Consider the following 17704-nt stretch of genomic DNA (forward strand, 5'->3'; position numbering starts at 1 on the left):
CGGCCGCGCTTCGATCCATGCCATGACAACCCCACCCAAGCTCAAAGCCTATCGCGCCAAGCGCGAATTCTCGAAAACGCCGGAACCCGCCGGCGGGCTCGTCGCCGGCGAAGGTAACCGCTTCGTCGTCCACAAGCATCACGCCACAGCCGATCACTATGATCTCAGGCTGCAGGTCGGCGGCGTGCTGAAGAGCTGGGCGGTGCCGCGCGGGCCGTCACTCAATCCGGCAGACAAGCGGCTGGCGGTCGAGACCGAGGATCATCCGCTGGAATATATCGACTTCGAGGGCGTCATCCCCGAGGGCGAATATGGCGGCGGCCCCATGATCGTCTGGGACACCGGCAGCTGGGCGCCGATGGACGATGTCGAGAAGAGCCTGCGGACCGGCGCCTTCAAGTTTCGGCTGGCCGGTGAGAAGCTGAATGGCGGCTGGATGCTGACCAGGCTCAAACCAAAACCCGGCGAGGACGAGAACAAGAAGAACTGGCTGCTGTTCAAGGAGCGCGACCTTGCCGCCGACACCGCGCTCGACATTCTGGAAGCGCGGCCGGAAAGCGTGAAGTCCGGCAAGCGCATCGAGGAGCTGGTCGCGGCCGTTAAGCCGGCGGCCAAGCCCAAGCCGGGTTCGCTGAAGCCGGGCACGCTGCCGGGCGCATTCAAGGCGCCGGCACTCAGCCGCATCGAGCCGCAACTGGCGACGCAGGTGCCAAAGCCGCCCGATGGCGAGGACACCAGAGAGGTCTGGCTGCACGAGATCAAATTCGACGGCTACCGCACCATGGCGCACCTGACCGACGGCGTGGTCAGGCTGATCACGCGCGGCGGCATCGACTGGACGAAGCGCTATGGCGACCTGCCGCAGGCTTTCGCCAAACTGCCGTGCCGCGACGCCATCATCGACGGCGAGATCGTCGTGCTCGATGCCAAGGGCATCAGCCGTTTCGCGCTGTTGCAGGAAGCGCTGGCCGGAGGCGCCGGCAGCCGACTGCATTTCTATGCCTTCGATCTGCTTCATCTCGACGGCTGGGACCTGACCAAGGCGCCACTGGTCCGGCGCAAGGCGCTGCTGGCCCAGCTGCTGTCGGGCCTCGGAGCCAATTCCGCCATCCAGTTCTCCGACCATGTCGAAGGCTCGGGCCAGGGGCTCTACGACCAGGCGTCGGAACTCGGGTTGGAGGGCGTCGTCTCCAAGCGCGCCACCGCGATCTACCAGAGCGGCCGCACCAAGAGCTGGACCAAGACCAAGGCGCTGGCGACCGGCGACTTCGTCATCGCCGGCTACACCACCTCCGACGCGGCCGAGGGGCTGGCAGCCCTGGGGCTTGCCGAGTTCGAGGACGGCGAACTGCACTATCGCGGCAAGGTCGGCACTGGCTTCGATACCGGGACCGCTGCTGAATTGCTCGCCAGGCTGGGGCCGCTCACATCGGGCGCGACGGCGCCTGAAGGGGTGCCGCGCGAAATCATGCGCGAGATGCACTGGGTGCGGCCGCTGTTTTCGGCCCATATCCACTATGCCAACCGCACTGCTGACAATGCGCTGCGCCACGCGGTATTTCGCGGCTTGAGGGATGTCGGCCTGTCGACGCCGGTGTCGGCCAAGCGCAAGCGGCTGATCTCGGAGGCCGACCTCGCCACCATCTGGGTGACCAACCCGACTCGGCGGCTGTTCGGCAAGACCGGGCCGACCAAGCTCGACATCGCCGTCTACTACGCGCTGGTCGGCGACTTCATGCTGCCGCACATTCTGGGACGGCCGGTGTCGCTGGTGCGCTGCCCGACCGGCCTGCCGAAGGACTGTTTCTTCCAGCGCCATGCCTTCACCGGCATGCCGCCCTCGGTGGTGACCTTCGAGGCGACCAATTCCGAGGGCGAGGCAAAGTCCTATCTCTCGGTCGAAGGCGCCAAGGGCTATCTGGCGCTGGCGCAGTTCGGCGTCGTCGAATTCCACACCTGGGGCACGCATCGCACCAGCCTCGACAAGCCCGACCAGATCGTCTTCGACCTCGACCCGGGCGAGGGGATTTCGTGGCGCGAGGTGGTCGAGGCGGCGGTGCATATCAAGGGCGAGCTCGAGGGGCTCGGGCTGGTGCCCTTCGCCAAGACCTCGGGCGGCAGCGGCATCCACATCACCGTCCCGGTGACCGGCAAGCAGAACTGGAAGAAGCTGCACCAGGCGACCGGCGCCATCGCCACGCATCTTGCGGCAACCGCGCCCGACACCTTCACCACCACCATGGGCAAGGACAACCGCAAGAAACGCATCTTCATCGACTATCACCGCAACGCGCGCGGCCACACCTCGGCCGCTCCCTATTCGCTGCGTGCCCGCACCAATCTGCCGGCCTCGACACCGGTGAGTTGGGCGGATCTGGAGTCGATCGATGCACCGCAGGATTTGAACTATTCCTCGCTGCCGGGGCTCCTGGCGACATCCGGCGATCCATGGGCCGAGATCGATGAGTTCGCGCGGGATTTGCCCCTTCAAAAGTTGGGTTCCTCGCGCCCATGAAACGGGGCGAGGCACCCAAGTCCATCGACGGTCCCGACAATTTGAATTATTCTCCGCCCTCGACCTGTGCCGACCTAAAAGATTTCGTCAGGGATTTGCCTGTATTGTGCGGGATCGGTGTAGGATTTCAGTGGCGTCGCTCGTCCTTCGGACGAACAGCGCTGCACCGGTGTGACAGTGCATGGCCGCGTAGGAGTGTTTCATGGCGCCCAGGGCAAGTTGGAAAGGTTACCTCAAGCTCAGCCTCGTCAGCTGTCCGGTGCGGCTATATCCCGCCACCAGCGCGAGCGAACGCATCAGCTTCAACCAGCTGCACAAGAAGACCCACAACCGCATCAACATGAAGCCGGTCGATCCCGAGCTGGGGCTGGTCGAGCGTTCGGATCTGGTCAAGGGCTACGAATACGAGGACAAGCAGTACATCATCATCGATGATGCCGACCTCGACGCGGTGCGCATCGAATCCAACCACACGATGAACATCGAGGCCTTTGTCGACGAGGGCGAGGTCGACGTCATCTATCAGGACGCGCCCTATTACCTCGCGCCCGACGGCGCGATGGCGGAGGAAACCTTCGCCGTGCTGCGCGAAGCGATGCGCAAATCCGGCAAGCTGGCGATCGCCCGGCTGGTGCTGTCCAGCCGCGAGCGCGTGGTCACGATCGGCGCGCGCGAGAACGGCATGTTCGTGTGCACCTTGAGAAACCCGAACGAAGTGCGTGGAACAGCTGAGTATTTCGGCAACATACCGGCCGGAAAACCCGATGCGGAAATGCTGCAGCTGGCCGAAGCGTTGATCAAGCAGAAGGAAACCACCTTCGATCCGAAGAACTATGAGGATCGCTACGAGATCGCGCTGATGACGATGATCCGCGAGAAGCTCAAGGGCCACAAGCCGATCATCGCGGCAGCCCCCGAGCGCGGCAATGTCATCAATTTGATGGACGCGCTGAAGGCCAGCCTGTCGCAGTCGAAGCCGCCGGCCAAGTCGAAGAGCAAGGCCGACGAGGTCGCCAAGCCGGCGGCCAAGGTCAAGGCGGCAGCGGGCGGCGCTGTTGAAAATCCGCTGAAGGCCAATCTGCTGAAGGCGGTCGGCAAGAGCAAGAAATGACGGCACAGGCCGGTTTGGTCCCGGGGGCCGTCTTCGGCACAATCGGCGCGCTGGCGGCGTTTCCGCTCAGGCTGGCGGCACGCGAGGTCGAGCGCCAGCACGGCCAGTTGCGGCGCGGTGTCACCAGGCGCACCACGCATGTCGTGTTCGGGCGGACCCATCTGGCAAAGGCCGGCGATGCCGAGATCGAGCGCCGCGTCGCCGCCGAGCGGACCGCCGGGCGGACGCCAATCAGCGAGAACGGATTCCTGCGCCTGCTCGGCCTGATGAAGGCGCCGGAGGCGTCCTCGCTCTCCAGGCAATCGCTGATCGAGCAGTCGCGGCTGTCGGGCTCCGACCTCGACCTTTTGTCGCTGTTCGATGCTTTCGAGCATGACTGCGAACCCTATTCTTTCCGCGACCTCATCCTGGCGCGCAAATATGCTGGGCTGGTGGCCGGCGGCGCGACCTGGGGCGCGATAGCGCGGTCAGTCCATCGCTCGGGCCCGGTGGCTTCGCTGACCGCCAAGTCCCTCAACGTCGGCTCGCAGCATGGGCGGCCCGACGCGATCTATCTCGAGGGCGGCCAGAGCGAGCTCGACGGGCAGTTGCTGTTCGATCTGGGCAACGCCGGTTCAGAGGCCGACGACACGCTGGAAGAGCTGTTCGCCGAGGCCGAAGCGGCGGAGGAGGGCGGCGACCATGACGCGGCGGCGGTGCTCTACCAGCGCTGTCTCGCCATCGGCCCGACAGATGCGATTGCCGCCTTCAACCGCGCCAACTGCCTGCGCGCCGGGGGGCACGGGAGGGAAGCAGCGCACGACTATGCGCGCGCGATAAAGCTCGACCCGGCCTTTGTCGAGGCGTGGTTCAACCTCGCCGGGCTGATGAGCGAGCAAGGCCGCGAGGCTTCGGCGCGAAGGCACCTGCAGAAGGCGATCGCGCTCGACAAGACCTATGCCGATCCGGTGTTCAATCTGGCCCGTCTGGAATTCGATGCCGGCAATTTGCTGGAGGCCCGCCGCAACTGGGCGCGCTATCTCGAACTCGACACGGATTCCGAATGGGCGCTCGTGGCGGCCAAGGGGGTGCAGTTCGTGGATCTGCAACTGGCGCGGACGGCTGGGTGAGGGATTGATGCTGGCGCTTGAACACCCCCCTCTGTCCTGCCGGACATCTCCCCCGCAWGGGGGGAGATTGGATGTCGCCACCGCTTTCCCCAATCGCCAACGTTGGACATTGAGCGGAACGTCAAAGCTGCCGATCTCCCCCCTTGCGGGGGAGATGTCCGGCAGGACAGAGGGGGGTGGGACGGAACACGACATCTCGGGGAAGGCCGCCCTATGACCACCTTCCTCTTCGACGGCCCCGAGACCGCCCCCGTCGCCATCCTGCTCGCACATGGCGCCGGCGCGTCGATGGATTCTCCCTCGATGACGGCCACCGCCAAGTCGCTGGCGGCGACTGGGTTCCAGGTCGCGCGCTTCGAATTCCACTACATGGCAGCCCGCCGCTACGGGCATCGCAAGCCGCCGCCGCGGGCCGAGACGGTGAACCCGGAATATGTCAAGGCGATCGCCGACCTCAGGGCGAAGGGCGTAACCGGCCCACTCATCATCGGCGGCAAGTCGATGGGCGGGCGCGTCGCCTCGATGGTCGCCGACGAGATGTTTGCCAAGGGCGAGATATCGGGCCTGCTGTGCCTCGGCTATCCCTTTCATCCGCCGGCCAAGCCCGAGCAATTGCGGACCAAACATCTCGCCAACCTGAAAACGCCGACGCTGATCTTCCAGGGCACACGTGACGAGTTCGGGACGCAGGACGAGGTCGCGACCTACGCGCTTTCCGACCAGATCGAAATCGTTTGGCTGGAGGACGGCGACCATGATCTCAAACCGCGCAAGAGCGTTTCAGGATTTTCGGCGGCCGAACATTTGAAGACGCTGGCCGAGGCTGTGAAGGCGTGGACGGGCCGGATCGTTTCCTGAGCCGATGAAAATCGCCTCCTTCAACATCAACAACGTCAACAGCCGGCTGGAGAACCTGCTGGCATGGCTGGCGACGGCAAAGCCTGATGTCGTGTGCCTGCAGGAACTGAAGGCGCGCGACACGCAGTTTCCGCGTTCGGCATTGGCCGCGGCGGGCTATGGCGCGGTGTGGAAAGGCGAGCCGACCTGGAACGGCGTCGCCATCCTGGCGCGGGGCTCGGAACCGGTGCTGACCCGCGATGCCTTGCCGGGCGACGATGCCGACAAGCAGAGCCGCTACATCGAGGCGGCGGTGGACGGCATCGTCATCGCTTGCCTTTATGCGCCGAACGGCAACCCCCAGCCCGGCCCGAAATTCGCCTACAAGCTCGCCTGGCACGAACGGCTGGAGGCACACGCCGAGCAGCTGTTGGACACCGGCCTACCGGTGGTGCTGGCCGGCGATTACAACATCGTGCCCGAGCCGCGCGACATCTACGCCACCCGCTCCTATGACGATAACGCGCTGGTGCAGCCGGAAAGCCGGGCGTCGTTCGCCAGGCTGATCATGCAGGGCTGGACGGATGCACTGCGCAAGAAGCACCCGAAGGAGACGCTCTACACATTCTGGGATTATCGCCGCAACCGCTGGCCGCGCAACGCGGGGCTCAGGCTCGACCACATCCTGCTGTCGAAGACGATGGCGCGGCGCCTGACCGCCGCCGGCATCGACCGCGAGGTGCGCGGGCAAGACGGCGCCAGCGACCATGCGCCGGTTTGGGCGGAGTTGAAGTAGCGTGGGTGAAATTTGCCGGGAGCCTGCCGACGCCGCTTTCGCATGCGCCATTTTGCGAACACCTTTTCCACTGGTAATCTCGTGAACTGAACTGTGCCTGCGATGGCGCCGAGGGGGGCCGATGAACAGAGTCGTCGACAGGCTGATTGCAATCATCCTGCTGGTGGTGGCCGTGGCTTGCGTCTGGCGCGCCTGGCTGGTGCTTGGCGATGCAGTCGTCGTCTGGCGCGGTGTCTCGCCTTCCGCCGGGGCTTCCACCTCCATCCGGCTGGCCGCATTGCTGGTGGCGGCACTCGCTTGCCTGATTGGCGCTCTGCTGTTCTGGGCAGGTCGTCTGCCGGGGCGCCCGAACCATCAGGCCGGCGCGCCGCTGTTCGGCCGCGCGGCGGAGGTGCAGGACACCGGCAGGCCCGGCCTGCGCAAGGTATTTCTCGCCCTGCCATTGGTTGTGCTTGCGGTGCTGGCCGTCGACCGGTTCGGCCCCTGGCATGATCGCGGTGGCGAAATTGCCAGCCAGCCCGGCGAACCCAAGCCCAACGAACCCAAGCAGAATGAACCCAAGCCTGCCGAGCCGAAGGGGCAGGACGTCGCCAGTGCGCCGCCGGTCCAGGAACCGGCAGTTCCACCGGCAGCCACGCCGCCGGCGCCATCTCCACCCGCCCCACCACCGGAAGCGGCCAACCCGCCGCCGRCACCGCCTACGCCCGCCGTTCCGACACCGCCTACGCCCGCCGTTCCGACACCGCCGGAGGTCGCTGTGATCCCGCCACCGACCGTCGCGCCTCTGCCCCCGCCTCCGCCACCGCTGCCGACCGAGCCCGAGGGTCATCGCGACGCTGTCGTCTGGCTGGCCGTGGCGCCCGACGGGCACACGATCATGAGCGCCAGCACCGACCACACGATCAAGCTCTGGGACATCGCCGGCAAGCATCTGATCCGCACCCTCGGCGCCCACAAGGATATGGTGCGCACCGCGCTGTTCATGCCCGATGGCGTCAGCGCGCTGACCGCCGGCGACGACGGCGAGATGGTGCAGCGGAAACTTTCCGACGGCGCTGTGCTGCATGTCTTTTCGGCGGGCGAGAATGGCGGTGTGAACAAGCTGGCGATCAGCCCCGACGGCAAACGTGCCGTGACCGGCCACGAGACCGGCAACGTCATCGTCTGGGACCTCGAGAAGGGCACCGTGCTGCATGTGATGAGCGGGCACGACTGGTCGGTCAGCGCTGTCGCCGTCTCGCCCGACGGCACTCGCGCCATCTCAGGCAGCATCGATGGCACGCTGAAACTCTGGGACATCGACAGCGGCAAGCAGCTGCGCAGCTGGCATGGGCATGAGCAAGGCACCTATGGCGCCGTGTTCACCGCCGACGGCCATCATCTGATCACCGGCAGTGGAGACTATACGATCAAGCTCTGGGATCTCGACAGCGGCCGCGAAGTGCGCCGCTTCGAGGGCCATGAGGGCACCGTCTACACGTTGGCGCTGTCGGCCGACGGCAAGCGCCTGGTCTCCGGTTCGCTCGACGGCACGGCGCGCCTGTGGGACATGGAAACGGGCAATCAGGTCGCCATGTTCGACAGCCAGACCGGGCCGATCTATGCGGTGGCCTTCGCCGCCGACGGCACGGTGCTGACCGGCGGCTACGACCGTACCATCCGCGACTGGCCGGCCGCAGGCGGCGACGGCGTGGTGCTGTTTGCAGGGGCGCCGGGGTGAATGGCGCCCGAGGAGCGGCCGGAGCCATTACGGGGTGGGGTCAGCTACAGCTTCACGCCATGATCGGGTTCGAAACGAAGCAGGACCTCGCGTGCTTCAATATCGACCTCTTCTCGTCTGTCATCTTCGCTGGGATGATCCGCTAATCGGCGCAGATCCTCCTCCAGGCCGCGAAGAACGTCCATCGGCAATCTTTGCACGATCGAGTTGATGCAGTGCCACTTTTGAGTTCCATCCTTTCCCTGAAGGATACGTGAGACCGGATTGATCAGCGGTGTCCCCAAAGTGACAAGGAAATCAGCGATGGGACTAGCCACCGGCCAGTTGCCATCGGCAGTCCACTCCAACAGTTGGTCCAAAATCGGCGCAACCGCCGGATAGCCCGCTTCGACAATCAGAGCGATTGAGTCAAGATCGTGCTTGTCGCGTGGGAGCAGGCTCTGTGGGTCAATCATACAAGTCGCTTTCCGCCCATAATCTCTACGCTTCTTGAGTGCTCGAAGATTGCTGTCAATGGCCACACGCCTGCCAACCATCCTTGACCCCCTCGCCGCCCACGCTATGTTCGCGCCATGTCAGCATCCAGCCTCGCGGACAAAGCGCCGCTCATCGTGATCGACCTTCAGACCGGCATGTTCGACGGTGTGCACGAGCCGCCGATCCATGAGGCGTCAGCCATTGCCGAGCGTGCCCGGGCGGTGATCGACTGGGCGCGGCGCGGCGGGCGCAAGGTCGCCTTTGTCAGGCATGACGGACCGGCGGGCGATCCGCTGGCGCCGTGTGAACCCGGTTGGCCGGTGTGGCCGGCTCTCGGCCAGGCCGTGGACGAGCCGACTTTCGCCAAGAGCGTCGGCAATGCCTTCAGCAATGCAGCCCTTGGCGAATGGGTCGCCGGGCAGGGCGCCGGTGCTGTCGTGCTGCTGGGCGCGCAGACCGATTTTTGCGTGGCTGCGACCGTCAAGGGCGCGATGGCCAGAGGGCTTGGCGTCACCGTGGTCTCCGATGCGCACAGCACATTGGACAGCGCCAGTGAGAGCGCCCGGCAGATCATCACCCGCCACAACGATGAATTCGCCGAGGCCGGCGTCAATCTGGTGACGACGAAGGCACTGGTCGGCGGCTGAAGCTGTAACGAATTTGGCGGCAGGCTGATCGTCACTTCGCGCGACAACTTGTCCAGCACTGCGGATCGGACGAGACCGCCAGGTGCCTGCCGTGGTCGACGCGGACGGGGGGGCGCATTGTTGGGATGGCTCGGGCGCCCGCGTCAACCAGGGCGGCTCGTACCGCCGCATTGACATCATTGCACATCGCCCGCCGGCCGACACTTCCGCGAAAGCGGAATAGGCCGGGACTAAAGTGCAGATTCGGCGTCCTGGTCATCACGGCGTGAGACAGTTTCTCGTTCTTGCCGCATCGGGCGATTTTCCTCAATCCCAAACTGGCCGGCGGGTTGCTGTCGATTCGAAAAGGCGGCTGGATGTTCCGCCGAGCGCGCAGCCCGATCAGTTTGCCGCGCTGCGATCGGTCGCCTGAATCGATCGGGCGGGAAGGGACGACAGCGCACGTTGATCCGACGGCTGCTCGTTGAGGTAGAGCGCGCCGCCCAGGACGAGAAACACCATCCCCACCGCCATCAATCCTACCATCAGCACGGCAATCGCCGTGACCGGGCCGTTGCCTGTTTTGACGACGGTGGATCGATGCGGCATCGTTCTGTCCTCCCGATATGGATCCGGCGGCGCCGGCGACATCGCGACAAACGACAGCCAAAGCGAGATGTTCCCTTCTCCGGACGTCAATCCGGGCCACATCGGCCGTTTGCGTTTTCGTCTAGGACCAAGGTCTTAGGTGCCGGCCGCAAAGGTCCTAGGGGCCCTGTTCGGTTCCGGCAATGTGCATTGGACGTTCCGGTATTTTAGTCAAACGCGATATAATGACGCGGTCGTTTCGCGGGGTCAGGATCGGTAAAAAACTTAGCCGGCCAAGCGTCTTCGCCGCAATCGCGGCATCAAAAATGGCCCGCGCTGGCAGCCCTGACGCCACAGGCACAGCGCGGCAACGGCCGCCACCACCGCCGCCACGGGGGCGCAGTATGCCAAGGCTGGAACCAAGCGCCAGCGCTTCGCGTTTTGAGTGTGACCTGTGAGGACTGCCATCTCCGGCCACACCGTCTAAGGCCCGCTTTGCTCCCAGCAAGGCGGGCCTCTTTCGTGTCGGAGCTTCGGCGAAAACAACACAGGCGGCTGGAACGACACGGTGCGCTCTACGTTGGCTAGGCAATGAAAATATTGAGGCCGATCCAGCGCCGGTGGCGACGACCCTTTGAAGCCCATGCCATGGGGCGTTCTCCGGTGACCCGTGTAGCTGTTGGCAGTTCTGTGTGCGATCCAGCACCGATCTGTATAATTTATCTACGAACTCCGGAAGCTTTTGTGCCTCTTAGACCGATAGCTGGATCAACAAGCGTTAATATCAGGTCGATTTCGTGATGCTTTCAATTCGGGAATTGAAATGGAACCTCACGGTGGCGGCGGAGTTTTCATCCAGGGCGGAGTTTCGATGAATACAATGGAGGCTATGATGAAACATTATCTTTCGAGTGCTGCGGCCGCGATCGTCCTGATGGGTGGCATTGGCGTGGCGATGGCGGAAAACGTCGTCGTCGTCCAGCCGGAGCAGGAGACTGTCGTTCGCCAATACATCAAGAAGGAGCCGCTTGCGTCGGTGAACCTGCTGGGCGTCGAACTCAAGCTTGGCTCGTCGGTGCCCGACACGGTCGAATTGCGTCAGGTGCCCGACGTCAAATATCGCGTCGCCGTGATCAATGATCAGACCGTCCTGGTCGATCCAGAGACACGCCAGATCGTCCAAGTCCTGCACTGAGTGGCCCCCGACGCATAGGCCGACACACCGGGATTGCCCGCGTTGGGTTGTCTTGGGAGGAGCCCGTCACCAGACATTCGCGTCGGTGGCGGGCTTTCCGTTGAGGCAGGCTTTGCCGTGGCCTATTCGGCGGCCAGCTTGTCCTGCGTGTTCGTCTCAAAGTCGCGGGCGTCGTGGCGCTCATGCAGCTGCATGGCGGGTTCACCGAAGGCGCGGTTGACCATGCGGCCGCGCTTGACCGCCGGGCGTGCGTCGATCGCCTTGGCCCAGCGCTGAACGTGCTTATACTCCTGCACGGACAGAAACTCGCCGGAATCATTGTACATGCGGCCGAGCGCCAGCCCGCCATACCAGGGCCAAACCGCCATGTCGGCGATGCTGTAGTCCTTGCCACCGAGATATTCGGTTTCGGCCAGCCGACGGTCGAGCACGTCCATCTGGCGCTTTACCTCCATCGAGAAGCGGTCGATGGCATATTCGAACTTCTCCGGCGCATAGGCGTAGAAATGGCCGAAGCCGCCGCCCAGATAAGGTGCCGAACCCATCTGCCAGAATAGCCAGGACAGCACCTCGGCGCGGGCCGGCTGTTCGGTCGGCAGGAATTCGCCGAATTTTTCGGCGAGATAGACGAGGATCGAGCCGGATTCGAAGATGCGCACCGGGGTCTTGCCGCTGCGGTCCATCAAGGCGGGAATCTTTGAATTGGGATTGACCTCGACGAAGCCGCTGCCGAACTGGTCGCCATCGTTGATGCGGATCAGCCAGGCATCATATTCGGCGCCCTGGTGGCCGCGGGCCAGAAGTTCCTCCAGCATGACGGTCACCTTGACGCCGTTCGGCGTCGCCAGCGAATAAAGCTGAAGCGGGTGCTTGCCGACAGGCAGGTCCTTGTCGTGCGTCGGCCCGGCGATCGGCCGGTTGATGCTGGCAAAGGCGCCGCCATTCGCCTTGCTCCAGGTCCATACTTTCGGCGGGGTGTAGTCGGTCATCTCGGGGCCTCGTGGGGAAGGATGGGCAGGTCGCCCTACAGCTAGGGTTTCAGAGGGGGAAGTTCAACTTGCGTTGAACTATTGTTGACGGAGGCTCCGTTTTCCCTTCCCCTGGTGGGGTGATCAGCCGGATCGCGAAGCGAATTCATCATGCCAGTGGCCGCGCGAACCGCTTCTCACCCCTTGCACCATCTCCCTTGCGGCATACCTATAGAATTATCACCTATCCAGGAATGACAGCATGACCATCAATCCCAATCCGCGCTCGGTCGTTGCCGTGCGGGCCACCGTTCCGGAAGATGCCTTTACGGCGGGTGCCCTTGGCACGCTCAGGGAAGGCAGCGGTGTCGTCATCCGCAACGACGGGCTGGTGTTGACCATCGGCTATCTCATCACCGAAGCGGAAGAGGTCTGGCTGACCAGTCATGACGGCCGTGTCATCCCGGCGCACGCGCTGGCCTATGATCAGGAATCGGGCTTCGGGCTGGTGCAGGCGCTGGCGCCGCTCGGGCTGCCGGCGGTGGCGCTCGGCGATGCCGGCAAGGCCAGGATCGGCGACGCAGTCGTGCTGGCCGACGGCGTCGGCCAGTCGGTGCAAGCCAGGATCGTCACCAAGCAGGAATTCGCCGGCTATTGGGAGTATCTGCTCGACGAGGCGATTTTCATCGCGCCCGCGCATCCGTCCTGGGGTGGCGCCGGGTTGTTCGGCGCCGACGGCTCGCTGCTCGGCATCGGTTCGCTGCGCCTGCAGATGAGCCGCAACGGCGAGGTCGCCGACATCAATATGGTGGTGCCGATCGACCTGTTGCCGCCCATTCTCGACGATCTGCTAACGCGCGGCCATGTGGCCAGGCCGCCGCGCCCGTGGCTCGGCGCCTTGTCGGCCGAAAGCGACGGCAAGGTGGTGGTGATGAGCGTTACCGAAGGCGGCCCGGCCGCCAAGGCCGGCCTGCGCCAGGGCGACATCATCTCCGACATCCGTGATGGCGCGGTCGATGGGCTGGCCGATTTCTATCGCAAGCTTTGGGAGAGCGGCTCGGCCGGCGCGGAGATCCCGATGCGGGTGCTGCGCGACGGCCGCGAAACCTGGCTGCGCGTCAAATCGGCCGACCGCGGCAGTTTCCTCAAGAAGCCACAGCTGCAGTAGGCATCGGTCGGGTTCCTTGCATCCCAGTCGGCCGCTCAGCGCGCCAGCGGGCTGTCCCAGACGACAAACAACAGCGCTTTCAGCTGGGCAAAGCGTTCCGGTCCGAGTTCGGTGCGCCACTCTTCCTCGATGTCGCGCAGGATATCGACCATTTTCCAGAAGGCGGCGTGTCCGCGTTCGGTGGACCGCACCACGCGCGCACTGCCTTCGCCCGGAATGTCGGAGCGGACGAGATAGCCGTAACCTTCGAGACTGCTGAGCAGCTGGTTGATGGCCTGCTTGCTCATGCCTGCGCGCTCGGCGATGGTGCCCGGGCGCGCGCCGTCCGGCCCGGGAAACTGCAGCACCGCCATATGCGGCAGGCGCAATTCGTCGAAGCCGGCGGCGTTGAGCTCCTTGATCAGCCGGTGCTGGATCGCCTGCGCCGGCACGCGCAGCAGCGCGCCGATCAGCAGGTCCTCGGTCTTGGTCTGCAGAACTTCAGCGGATGTGGCCATTGACGATCCGGTAAATTGAGTTTACTCATAGGCGGTAAATGTAATTTACTCGGGGAGCTTGTGCAATGCCAGCCTTGGATCTTCAGGTCAATCCAGCCAACGAAACCATCGGTACCAAGGGGCTGTCGGTTCGCTTCCTGGTGTCAGGCGACAGTTCGAACGGCAGCGTCGCCGCCTTCGAACTGATGGTGCCCGGCGCGCAGCGGCTGCCGGCGCCGGCGCACAGCCACGACCACTACGAAGAGACGATCTACGGCGTCGACGGGGTGTTGACCTGGACCGTCGACGGCAAGGCGATCGAGGTCGGGCCAGGGGAGGCGCTGTGCATTCCACGCGGCGCCGTTCACCGGTTTGACAACAATGGCACCAGGGATGCCAAGGCGCTTTGCGTCATCACGCCGGCGGCGATCGGCCCGGACTATTTTCGCGAGGCCTTTGCGGTGCTCAATGCTGCCGCCGGCGGCCCGCCGGACAAGCTCAAAATGATGGACATCATGCGCCGGCACGGATTGACGCCGGCAGCGCCGCCACCGACGTGAAGGCGGTCGAAGAGACGCCGGTCACCCGTCGCAAGCGCTGAAATCAGCACCCGGGTTCCAGTCCTTGAAGGCGACGGTTCGGCCTTCCACCGAGACGGTCCTGTGCTTCGAGCTGCCGTCAGGCTGCGTCTTGCTGCTGGTGCCCTTGCCGGTCAGCACGTTGTACTCACAGGCGCTGGCGACATTATCCTGCTGGAAGTCCTCGTAGTCATAGGCAAAACCGGCGACGATGAAGGCACCGTTGCGCCAGGCGATGGTCAGCGTCATGTTGGTCCGCTGGCCGCCGATCGGCATCGCCGGCAGATAGAACTTGATCGACCCGTTCGGCAGCATCGTCAGTTCCGGCTCGGTGTCTGAATTTTCGTAGCCCGGCCTGTCGTAACCGTTCCATTCGCCGAGGATCTGCTCGTGCACGATTTCGACGGGCTTGAGGTAATTGTGCTCCTTGTCCCTGAGGAAGAAGTGGATGTCCATCGGATTGCCGGGCTGGGTCTCGACCACCATGGCAAGGTCGACGGCGCCGTCGCCGTTGAAGTCGCCGGTCACCGCCGTGATGATTTTCAGAGTGTCGATCGGTTCGCCGAGGACAACTGTGGGCAACAGCATCGCCAGGGCGAAGAGCAGAGATTTCATGATGTGTTCCCAAGCGTGTGGAACAGGACCATCGCAGGTCTGCGAGATTTCGACAGCGGGTGGAGGAAAATATTTTCGGCCGAGGGGCGGCCTAGTCGCGTTGCGCACTCGCAAACACCACCAGGTTCCCGTCGGGGTCGCGCAGGCGCATGATGTAGAAATCGTCGGCTTCCTCGATCGGGCCGTGTTCGAGGCCTGCATCCATCAGCCGCTGCCGCTCGGGCGCCAGCGGCAGCACGCCGAGCGTCAGCGTGCTGGTACCGGCCTTGTCCCTGTCCTCGAAGAGCTGCACCTCAGCGCTGTCGCTGAACTGCCATTCGGCCAGGCCCGGCATCGGCAGGCGCAGCGGCGCCTTGCCGAAGAGCTTTGCATACCAGCCGATGCTCGATTCGAGGTCGGCGCAGCTGACATGGGCGAAAATGGTCTGGATTGTCATCGGGAACCTCCATCCGGCGGTTGCACTGAAGCCGGAACGCGGCGATGGGTGGTGCGTTCCATCGTCATCCGCCAGCAGGCTTTGCTGCTGCCGAAAACTGACAGGGGCCCATGTCGCGATGCTGATGGATGATGTTTGGCACGATGCTGGAGGCATGACGGTGATGCGAGCGGCAAGCGCAGCGAGCGGGCAGGCCGGCTGATGGCGCCGGTCAAGGTCGATCCCGACAAGGTCAGGGAGTTCCCGGACGCGGCCAGCTTCCACGCCTGGCTCGGCAAGCACCACGCTGCGGAAACCGAGGTGTGGATCAAGATCCACAAGGTGGGGTCGGGGCTGAAGTCGATCACGCCGAAGGAGGCCATCGACGTGGTGCTGTGCTTCGGCTGGATCGACGCGGTGCGCAAGGGGCTCGACGACAACAGTTTCTTGCAGCGCTACACGCCGCGCGGCAGGAAGAGCATCTGGAGCCTGATCAACATCGACAATGTCGCGCGGCTGGTCGAGGAGGGTCGCATGACCGAGCATGGGCTGAGACAGGTCGAGGCAGCCAAGGCCGATGGCCGCTGGGCGCGCGCCTACGGCAGCGGCAAGGAGATGAAAATCCCCGATGACCTGCAGGCAGCCATAGATGCCGAACCCAAGGCGAAAGAGATGCTGGCAAAGCTCAGCGCACAGAACCGCTTCGCGCTTGCCTTCCGCACCCACAACATGAAGACCGAAGCTGGCCGCAAGAAGAAGATCGCTACCTTCGTCGCGGTGCTGAATCGCGGCGAGACGATCCATCCGCAGGGCAAGAAGTAAGTCCTTTCAGGCGCCGGACTGCCGGCGCTTTGCGTTTAGCCGCACCCCGTTTCACACTTTCTTGGAATTGCTCCAGCCACGGTGGGTATGGCCGCCTCGGGCTTTCGGGTGCAATGCAGTCAAGGCGCTGATGACGGCCGGCTGCGTCAGATCGAGGCCGATTCGCCGCCGCCGAGAAGGACCCTGTCTCCGCCACTCGCGGGAACGTTCGCAATCCCGATACGATGTCCACTCTCACCCATACTATTCGACATAAACCTTATGTCCCGCATCCCAGGCGGGAGGCGCTTTACAGGATTATGGATATCATATATCCTTAAGGATATTAAATGTCCTCAAAAGGAGAGTGCAGTGACACAGCGCCTGAACGTCGCCCAACAATCGCCTGAGCTATTCAAGAAGTTTCTCGACTTCAGCATGGCCGAGGCGCGCAGCGTGATCGAAGAGAAGATCCGCGATCTGGTCCATATCCGGGCGTCCCAGATCAATGGCTGCGCCTTCTGCCTCGACATGCATGTCAAGGAAGCAAAGATCCACGGCGAGAGCGAGTTGCGGCTCTACCATGTCGCCATCTGGCGGGAATCGAACCTTTTCATTCCTCGTGAACGCGCCGCCCTTGCCTGGGCCGAAGCCGTCACGAAGCTCCCCGAAGGCGGTATTCCGGACGAGCTCTATGAGCGTGTGCGTGGGCAGCTTTCGGAAAAGGAGATCTCCGACCTGACCTTCTCGATCATGGCCATCAACGCCTGGAACCGTGCTAACGTCGCCTTCAAGACCGTGCCCGGCTCTGCGGATAAACTCTACCGCCTCGACAAGGCAGGCCTGAACTAACCCCGTCCTTCTGGCAGACCCATCAATCGATGCGGCGCGACGTGGCGGCCGCTAACGGAGAAGTCTTATGAAAATCGTCATCATCGGGGGCACCGGCCTCATCGGTTCCAAGACAGTCGAACGCCTGCGCAAGCAGGGCTGTGAGGTGATCGCCGCCTCCCCGAATACCGGTGTCAACACCATCACCGGCGAAGGTCTGAAGGAAGCGCTCGCGGGCGCCGAGGTCGTGATCGACCTCGCCAACTCACCCTCCTTCGAGGACAAAGCCGCGATGGAATTCTTCGAGACCTCGGGCCACAATCTGCTCGCAGCGGACAAGGCTGCCGGCGTCAAGCACCACATAGCGCTCTCGGTTGTCGGAACCGAACGCCTGCAGGACGTCGGCTATTTCCGCGCCAAGCTCGCCCAGGAAGAGCTGATCAAGGCTTCCGGCATTCCCTACACGATCGTTCATTCCACGCAGTTCATGGAGTTCCTGGCTGGCATCGCCCAATCGGGTACGGTCGGCGACGCCGTGCATCTGTCGCCGGCCTATGTACAACCCATCGCGTCCGATGACGTCGCCGACGTCATGGCCGGTGTCGCGCTCGCTGCGCCGATCAACGGCATGATCGAGATTTCCGGTCCGGAGCGTGTGCGAATGAGCGAGCTCGTCGCCCGCTACCTGAAGGCTGCCGGCGATCCTCGCAAGGTCGTGACTGATCCGGATGCGCTCTACTTCGGCGCGAGGCTGAACGACACGTCGCTCGTCTCCGACAACAATCCCCGTCTCGGCCGCATCACCTTCGAGCAATGGTTCGCCACCTCGGCGCGGAAATGACCGTCACGATGCACCGCAGCTTCGGGGGCGGCGTTCC

Annotated in this window: 19 protein-coding genes; 13 read left to right on the forward strand and 6 right to left on the reverse strand. The window is 63.9% G+C overall.

Annotated features, from left to right (window positions below):
- Positions 1-22 precede the first annotated feature (22 nt).
- The 6 genes from ligD (at position 23) to AC1DZP_RS08310 (ending at position 8088) form a co-directional block, all read left to right on the forward strand.
- Positions 23-2515, forward strand: coding sequence for a DNA ligase D (ligD, locus tag AC1DZP_RS08285; protein ID WP_477301495.1), 2493 nt, complete (start codon positions 23-25; stop codon positions 2513-2515).
- Positions 2516-2717: 202 nt separating this feature from the next.
- Positions 2718-3626, forward strand: a complete 909-nt coding sequence (gene ku / locus AC1DZP_RS08290; protein ID WP_477301497.1) for a non-homologous end joining protein Ku — start codon at positions 2718-2720, stop codon at positions 3624-3626.
- A complete protein-coding gene (locus AC1DZP_RS08295; RefSeq protein ID WP_477301499.1) occupies positions 3623-4735 on the forward strand; it encodes a tetratricopeptide repeat protein in 1113 nt (370 codons plus the stop codon). Before ku ends, AC1DZP_RS08295 begins: the two co-directional genes overlap by 4 nt.
- Positions 4736-4948: 213 nt before the next feature.
- Positions 4949-5593: an alpha/beta hydrolase family protein gene (locus tag AC1DZP_RS08300; protein WP_477301500.1), complete on the forward strand. Its 645-nt coding sequence runs from the start codon at positions 4949-4951 to the stop codon at positions 5591-5593.
- Positions 5594-5597: 4 nt separating this feature from the next.
- Positions 5598-6368, forward strand: a complete 771-nt coding sequence (locus AC1DZP_RS08305; protein WP_477301501.1) for an exodeoxyribonuclease III — start codon at positions 5598-5600, stop codon at positions 6366-6368.
- Positions 6369-6489: 121 nt separating this feature from the next.
- Positions 6490-8088 (forward strand): WD40 repeat domain-containing protein, encoded by a 1599-nt coding sequence (locus AC1DZP_RS08310; RefSeq protein ID WP_477301502.1) that lies wholly within the window; start codon positions 6490-6492, stop codon positions 8086-8088.
- 44 nt (positions 8089-8132) lie between these two features.
- Here AC1DZP_RS08310 and AC1DZP_RS08315 read toward each other — a convergent pair whose 3' ends face one another.
- Entirely contained in the window at positions 8133-8543 is a 411-nt protein-coding gene (locus AC1DZP_RS08315) for a DUF5071 domain-containing protein (protein ID WP_477301504.1), read from the reverse strand.
- 117 nt (positions 8544-8660) lie between these two features.
- On the opposite strand from AC1DZP_RS08315, the gene AC1DZP_RS08320 reads away from it, so the two are divergent.
- Positions 8661-9212 carry an isochorismatase family protein gene (locus AC1DZP_RS08320; protein ID WP_477301506.1) on the forward strand — a complete coding sequence of 184 codons (552 nt, stop codon included), beginning with the start codon at positions 8661-8663 and terminating at the stop codon, positions 9210-9212.
- Between the two features lie 381 nt (positions 9213-9593).
- Here the strand turns inward: AC1DZP_RS08320 and AC1DZP_RS08325 are convergent, their stop codons facing one another.
- Positions 9594-9800 carry a hypothetical protein gene (locus AC1DZP_RS08325; protein ID WP_095091761.1) on the reverse strand — a complete coding sequence of 69 codons (207 nt, stop codon included), beginning with the start codon at positions 9798-9800 and terminating at the stop codon, positions 9594-9596.
- Positions 9801-10671: 871 nt separating this feature from the next.
- Here AC1DZP_RS08325 and AC1DZP_RS08330 point away from each other — a divergent pair.
- Positions 10672-10974, forward strand: a complete 303-nt coding sequence (locus tag AC1DZP_RS08330) for a DUF1236 domain-containing protein (RefSeq protein WP_457152161.1) — start codon at positions 10672-10674, stop codon at positions 10972-10974.
- A 122-nt stretch (positions 10975-11096) separates the two neighbouring features.
- On the opposite strand, the gene yghU is transcribed toward AC1DZP_RS08330, so the two are convergent.
- Positions 11097-11963: a glutathione-dependent disulfide-bond oxidoreductase gene (gene yghU / locus AC1DZP_RS08335; RefSeq protein WP_477301509.1), complete on the reverse strand. Its 867-nt coding sequence runs from the start codon at positions 11961-11963 to the stop codon at positions 11097-11099.
- A gap of 241 nt (positions 11964-12204) precedes the next feature.
- Here yghU and AC1DZP_RS08340 point away from each other — a divergent pair, with 241 nt between their 5' ends.
- Positions 12205-13110 (forward strand): S1C family serine protease, encoded by a 906-nt coding sequence (locus tag AC1DZP_RS08340; protein ID WP_095091217.1) that lies wholly within the window; start codon positions 12205-12207, stop codon positions 13108-13110.
- A 35-nt stretch (positions 13111-13145) separates the two neighbouring features.
- Here AC1DZP_RS08340 and AC1DZP_RS08345 read toward each other — a convergent pair whose 3' ends face one another.
- Positions 13146-13607, reverse strand: coding sequence for a MarR family winged helix-turn-helix transcriptional regulator (locus AC1DZP_RS08345; RefSeq protein WP_477301511.1), 462 nt, complete (start codon positions 13605-13607; stop codon positions 13146-13148).
- A gap of 65 nt (positions 13608-13672) precedes the next feature.
- On the opposite strand from AC1DZP_RS08345, the gene AC1DZP_RS08350 reads away from it, so the two are divergent.
- Positions 13673-14146, forward strand: a complete 474-nt coding sequence (locus AC1DZP_RS08350; RefSeq protein WP_477301513.1) for a cupin domain-containing protein — start codon at positions 13673-13675, stop codon at positions 14144-14146.
- Between the two features lie 21 nt (positions 14147-14167).
- On the opposite strand, the gene AC1DZP_RS08355 is transcribed toward AC1DZP_RS08350, so the two are convergent.
- Both AC1DZP_RS08355 and AC1DZP_RS08360 read right to left on the reverse strand, forming a co-directional pair.
- Entirely contained in the window at positions 14168-14779 is a 612-nt protein-coding gene (locus AC1DZP_RS08355; protein WP_477301515.1) for a hypothetical protein, read from the reverse strand.
- Between the two features lie 91 nt (positions 14780-14870).
- Positions 14871-15215, reverse strand: coding sequence for a VOC family protein (locus tag AC1DZP_RS08360; RefSeq protein ID WP_477301517.1), 345 nt, complete (start codon positions 15213-15215; stop codon positions 14871-14873).
- 201 nt (positions 15216-15416) lie between these two features.
- Here AC1DZP_RS08360 and AC1DZP_RS08365 point away from each other — a divergent pair, with 201 nt between their 5' ends.
- The 3 genes from AC1DZP_RS08365 (at position 15417) to AC1DZP_RS08375 (ending at position 17667) form a co-directional block, all read left to right on the forward strand.
- Positions 15417-16016, forward strand: a complete 600-nt coding sequence (locus AC1DZP_RS08365; protein ID WP_477302197.1) for a YdeI/OmpD-associated family protein — start codon at positions 15417-15419, stop codon at positions 16014-16016.
- 351 nt (positions 16017-16367) lie between these two features.
- A complete protein-coding gene (locus AC1DZP_RS08370; protein WP_477301519.1) occupies positions 16368-16847 on the forward strand; it encodes a carboxymuconolactone decarboxylase family protein in 480 nt (159 codons plus the stop codon).
- Between the two features lie 67 nt (positions 16848-16914).
- Complete coding sequence (locus AC1DZP_RS08375; RefSeq protein ID WP_477301521.1) at positions 16915-17667, forward strand: SDR family oxidoreductase; 753 nt, start codon at positions 16915-16917, stop codon at positions 17665-17667.
- Positions 17668-17704 lie beyond the last annotated feature (37 nt).

The sequence above is a fragment of the Mesorhizobium sp. P2_F8 genome, from assembly GCF_056403655.1.

What these genes read in the sequence shown, in the direction of transcription:
- ligD (WP_477301495.1), top strand. Translation starts at nt 23, where the DNA reads ATGACAACCCCACCCAAGCTCAAAGCCTATCGCGCCAAGCGCGAATTC.
- ku (WP_477301497.1), top strand. Translation starts at nt 2,718, where the DNA reads ATGGCGCCCAGGGCAAGTTGGAAAGGTTACCTCAAGCTCAGCCTCGTC.
- AC1DZP_RS08295 (WP_477301499.1), top strand. Translation starts at nt 3,623, where the DNA reads ATGACGGCACAGGCCGGTTTGGTCCCGGGGGCCGTCTTCGGCACAATC.
- AC1DZP_RS08300 (WP_477301500.1), top strand. Translation starts at nt 4,949, where the DNA reads ATGACCACCTTCCTCTTCGACGGCCCCGAGACCGCCCCCGTCGCCATC.
- AC1DZP_RS08305 (WP_477301501.1), top strand. Translation starts at nt 5,598, where the DNA reads ATGAAAATCGCCTCCTTCAACATCAACAACGTCAACAGCCGGCTGGAG.
- AC1DZP_RS08315 (WP_477301504.1), bottom strand. Translation starts at nt 8,543, where the DNA reads ATGATTGACCCACAGAGCCTGCTCCCACGCGACAAGCACGATCTTGAC.
- AC1DZP_RS08320 (WP_477301506.1), top strand. Translation starts at nt 8,661, where the DNA reads ATGTCAGCATCCAGCCTCGCGGACAAAGCGCCGCTCATCGTGATCGAC.
- AC1DZP_RS08325 (WP_095091761.1), bottom strand. Translation starts at nt 9,800, where the DNA reads ATGCCGCATCGATCCACCGTCGTCAAAACAGGCAACGGCCCGGTCACG.
- AC1DZP_RS08330 (WP_457152161.1), top strand. Translation starts at nt 10,672, where the DNA reads ATGAAACATTATCTTTCGAGTGCTGCGGCCGCGATCGTCCTGATGGGT.
- yghU (WP_477301509.1), bottom strand. Translation starts at nt 11,963, where the DNA reads ATGACCGACTACACCCCGCCGAAAGTATGGACCTGGAGCAAGGCGAAT.
- AC1DZP_RS08340 (WP_095091217.1), top strand. Translation starts at nt 12,205, where the DNA reads ATGACCATCAATCCCAATCCGCGCTCGGTCGTTGCCGTGCGGGCCACC.
- AC1DZP_RS08345 (WP_477301511.1), bottom strand. Translation starts at nt 13,607, where the DNA reads ATGGCCACATCCGCTGAAGTTCTGCAGACCAAGACCGAGGACCTGCTG.
- AC1DZP_RS08350 (WP_477301513.1), top strand. Translation starts at nt 13,673, where the DNA reads ATGCCAGCCTTGGATCTTCAGGTCAATCCAGCCAACGAAACCATCGGT.
- AC1DZP_RS08355 (WP_477301515.1), bottom strand. Translation starts at nt 14,779, where the DNA reads ATGAAATCTCTGCTCTTCGCCCTGGCGATGCTGTTGCCCACAGTTGTC.
- AC1DZP_RS08360 (WP_477301517.1), bottom strand. Translation starts at nt 15,215, where the DNA reads ATGACAATCCAGACCATTTTCGCCCATGTCAGCTGCGCCGACCTCGAA.
- AC1DZP_RS08365 (WP_477302197.1), top strand. Translation starts at nt 15,417, where the DNA reads ATGGCGCCGGTCAAGGTCGATCCCGACAAGGTCAGGGAGTTCCCGGAC.
- AC1DZP_RS08375 (WP_477301521.1), top strand. Translation starts at nt 16,915, where the DNA reads ATGAAAATCGTCATCATCGGGGGCACCGGCCTCATCGGTTCCAAGACA.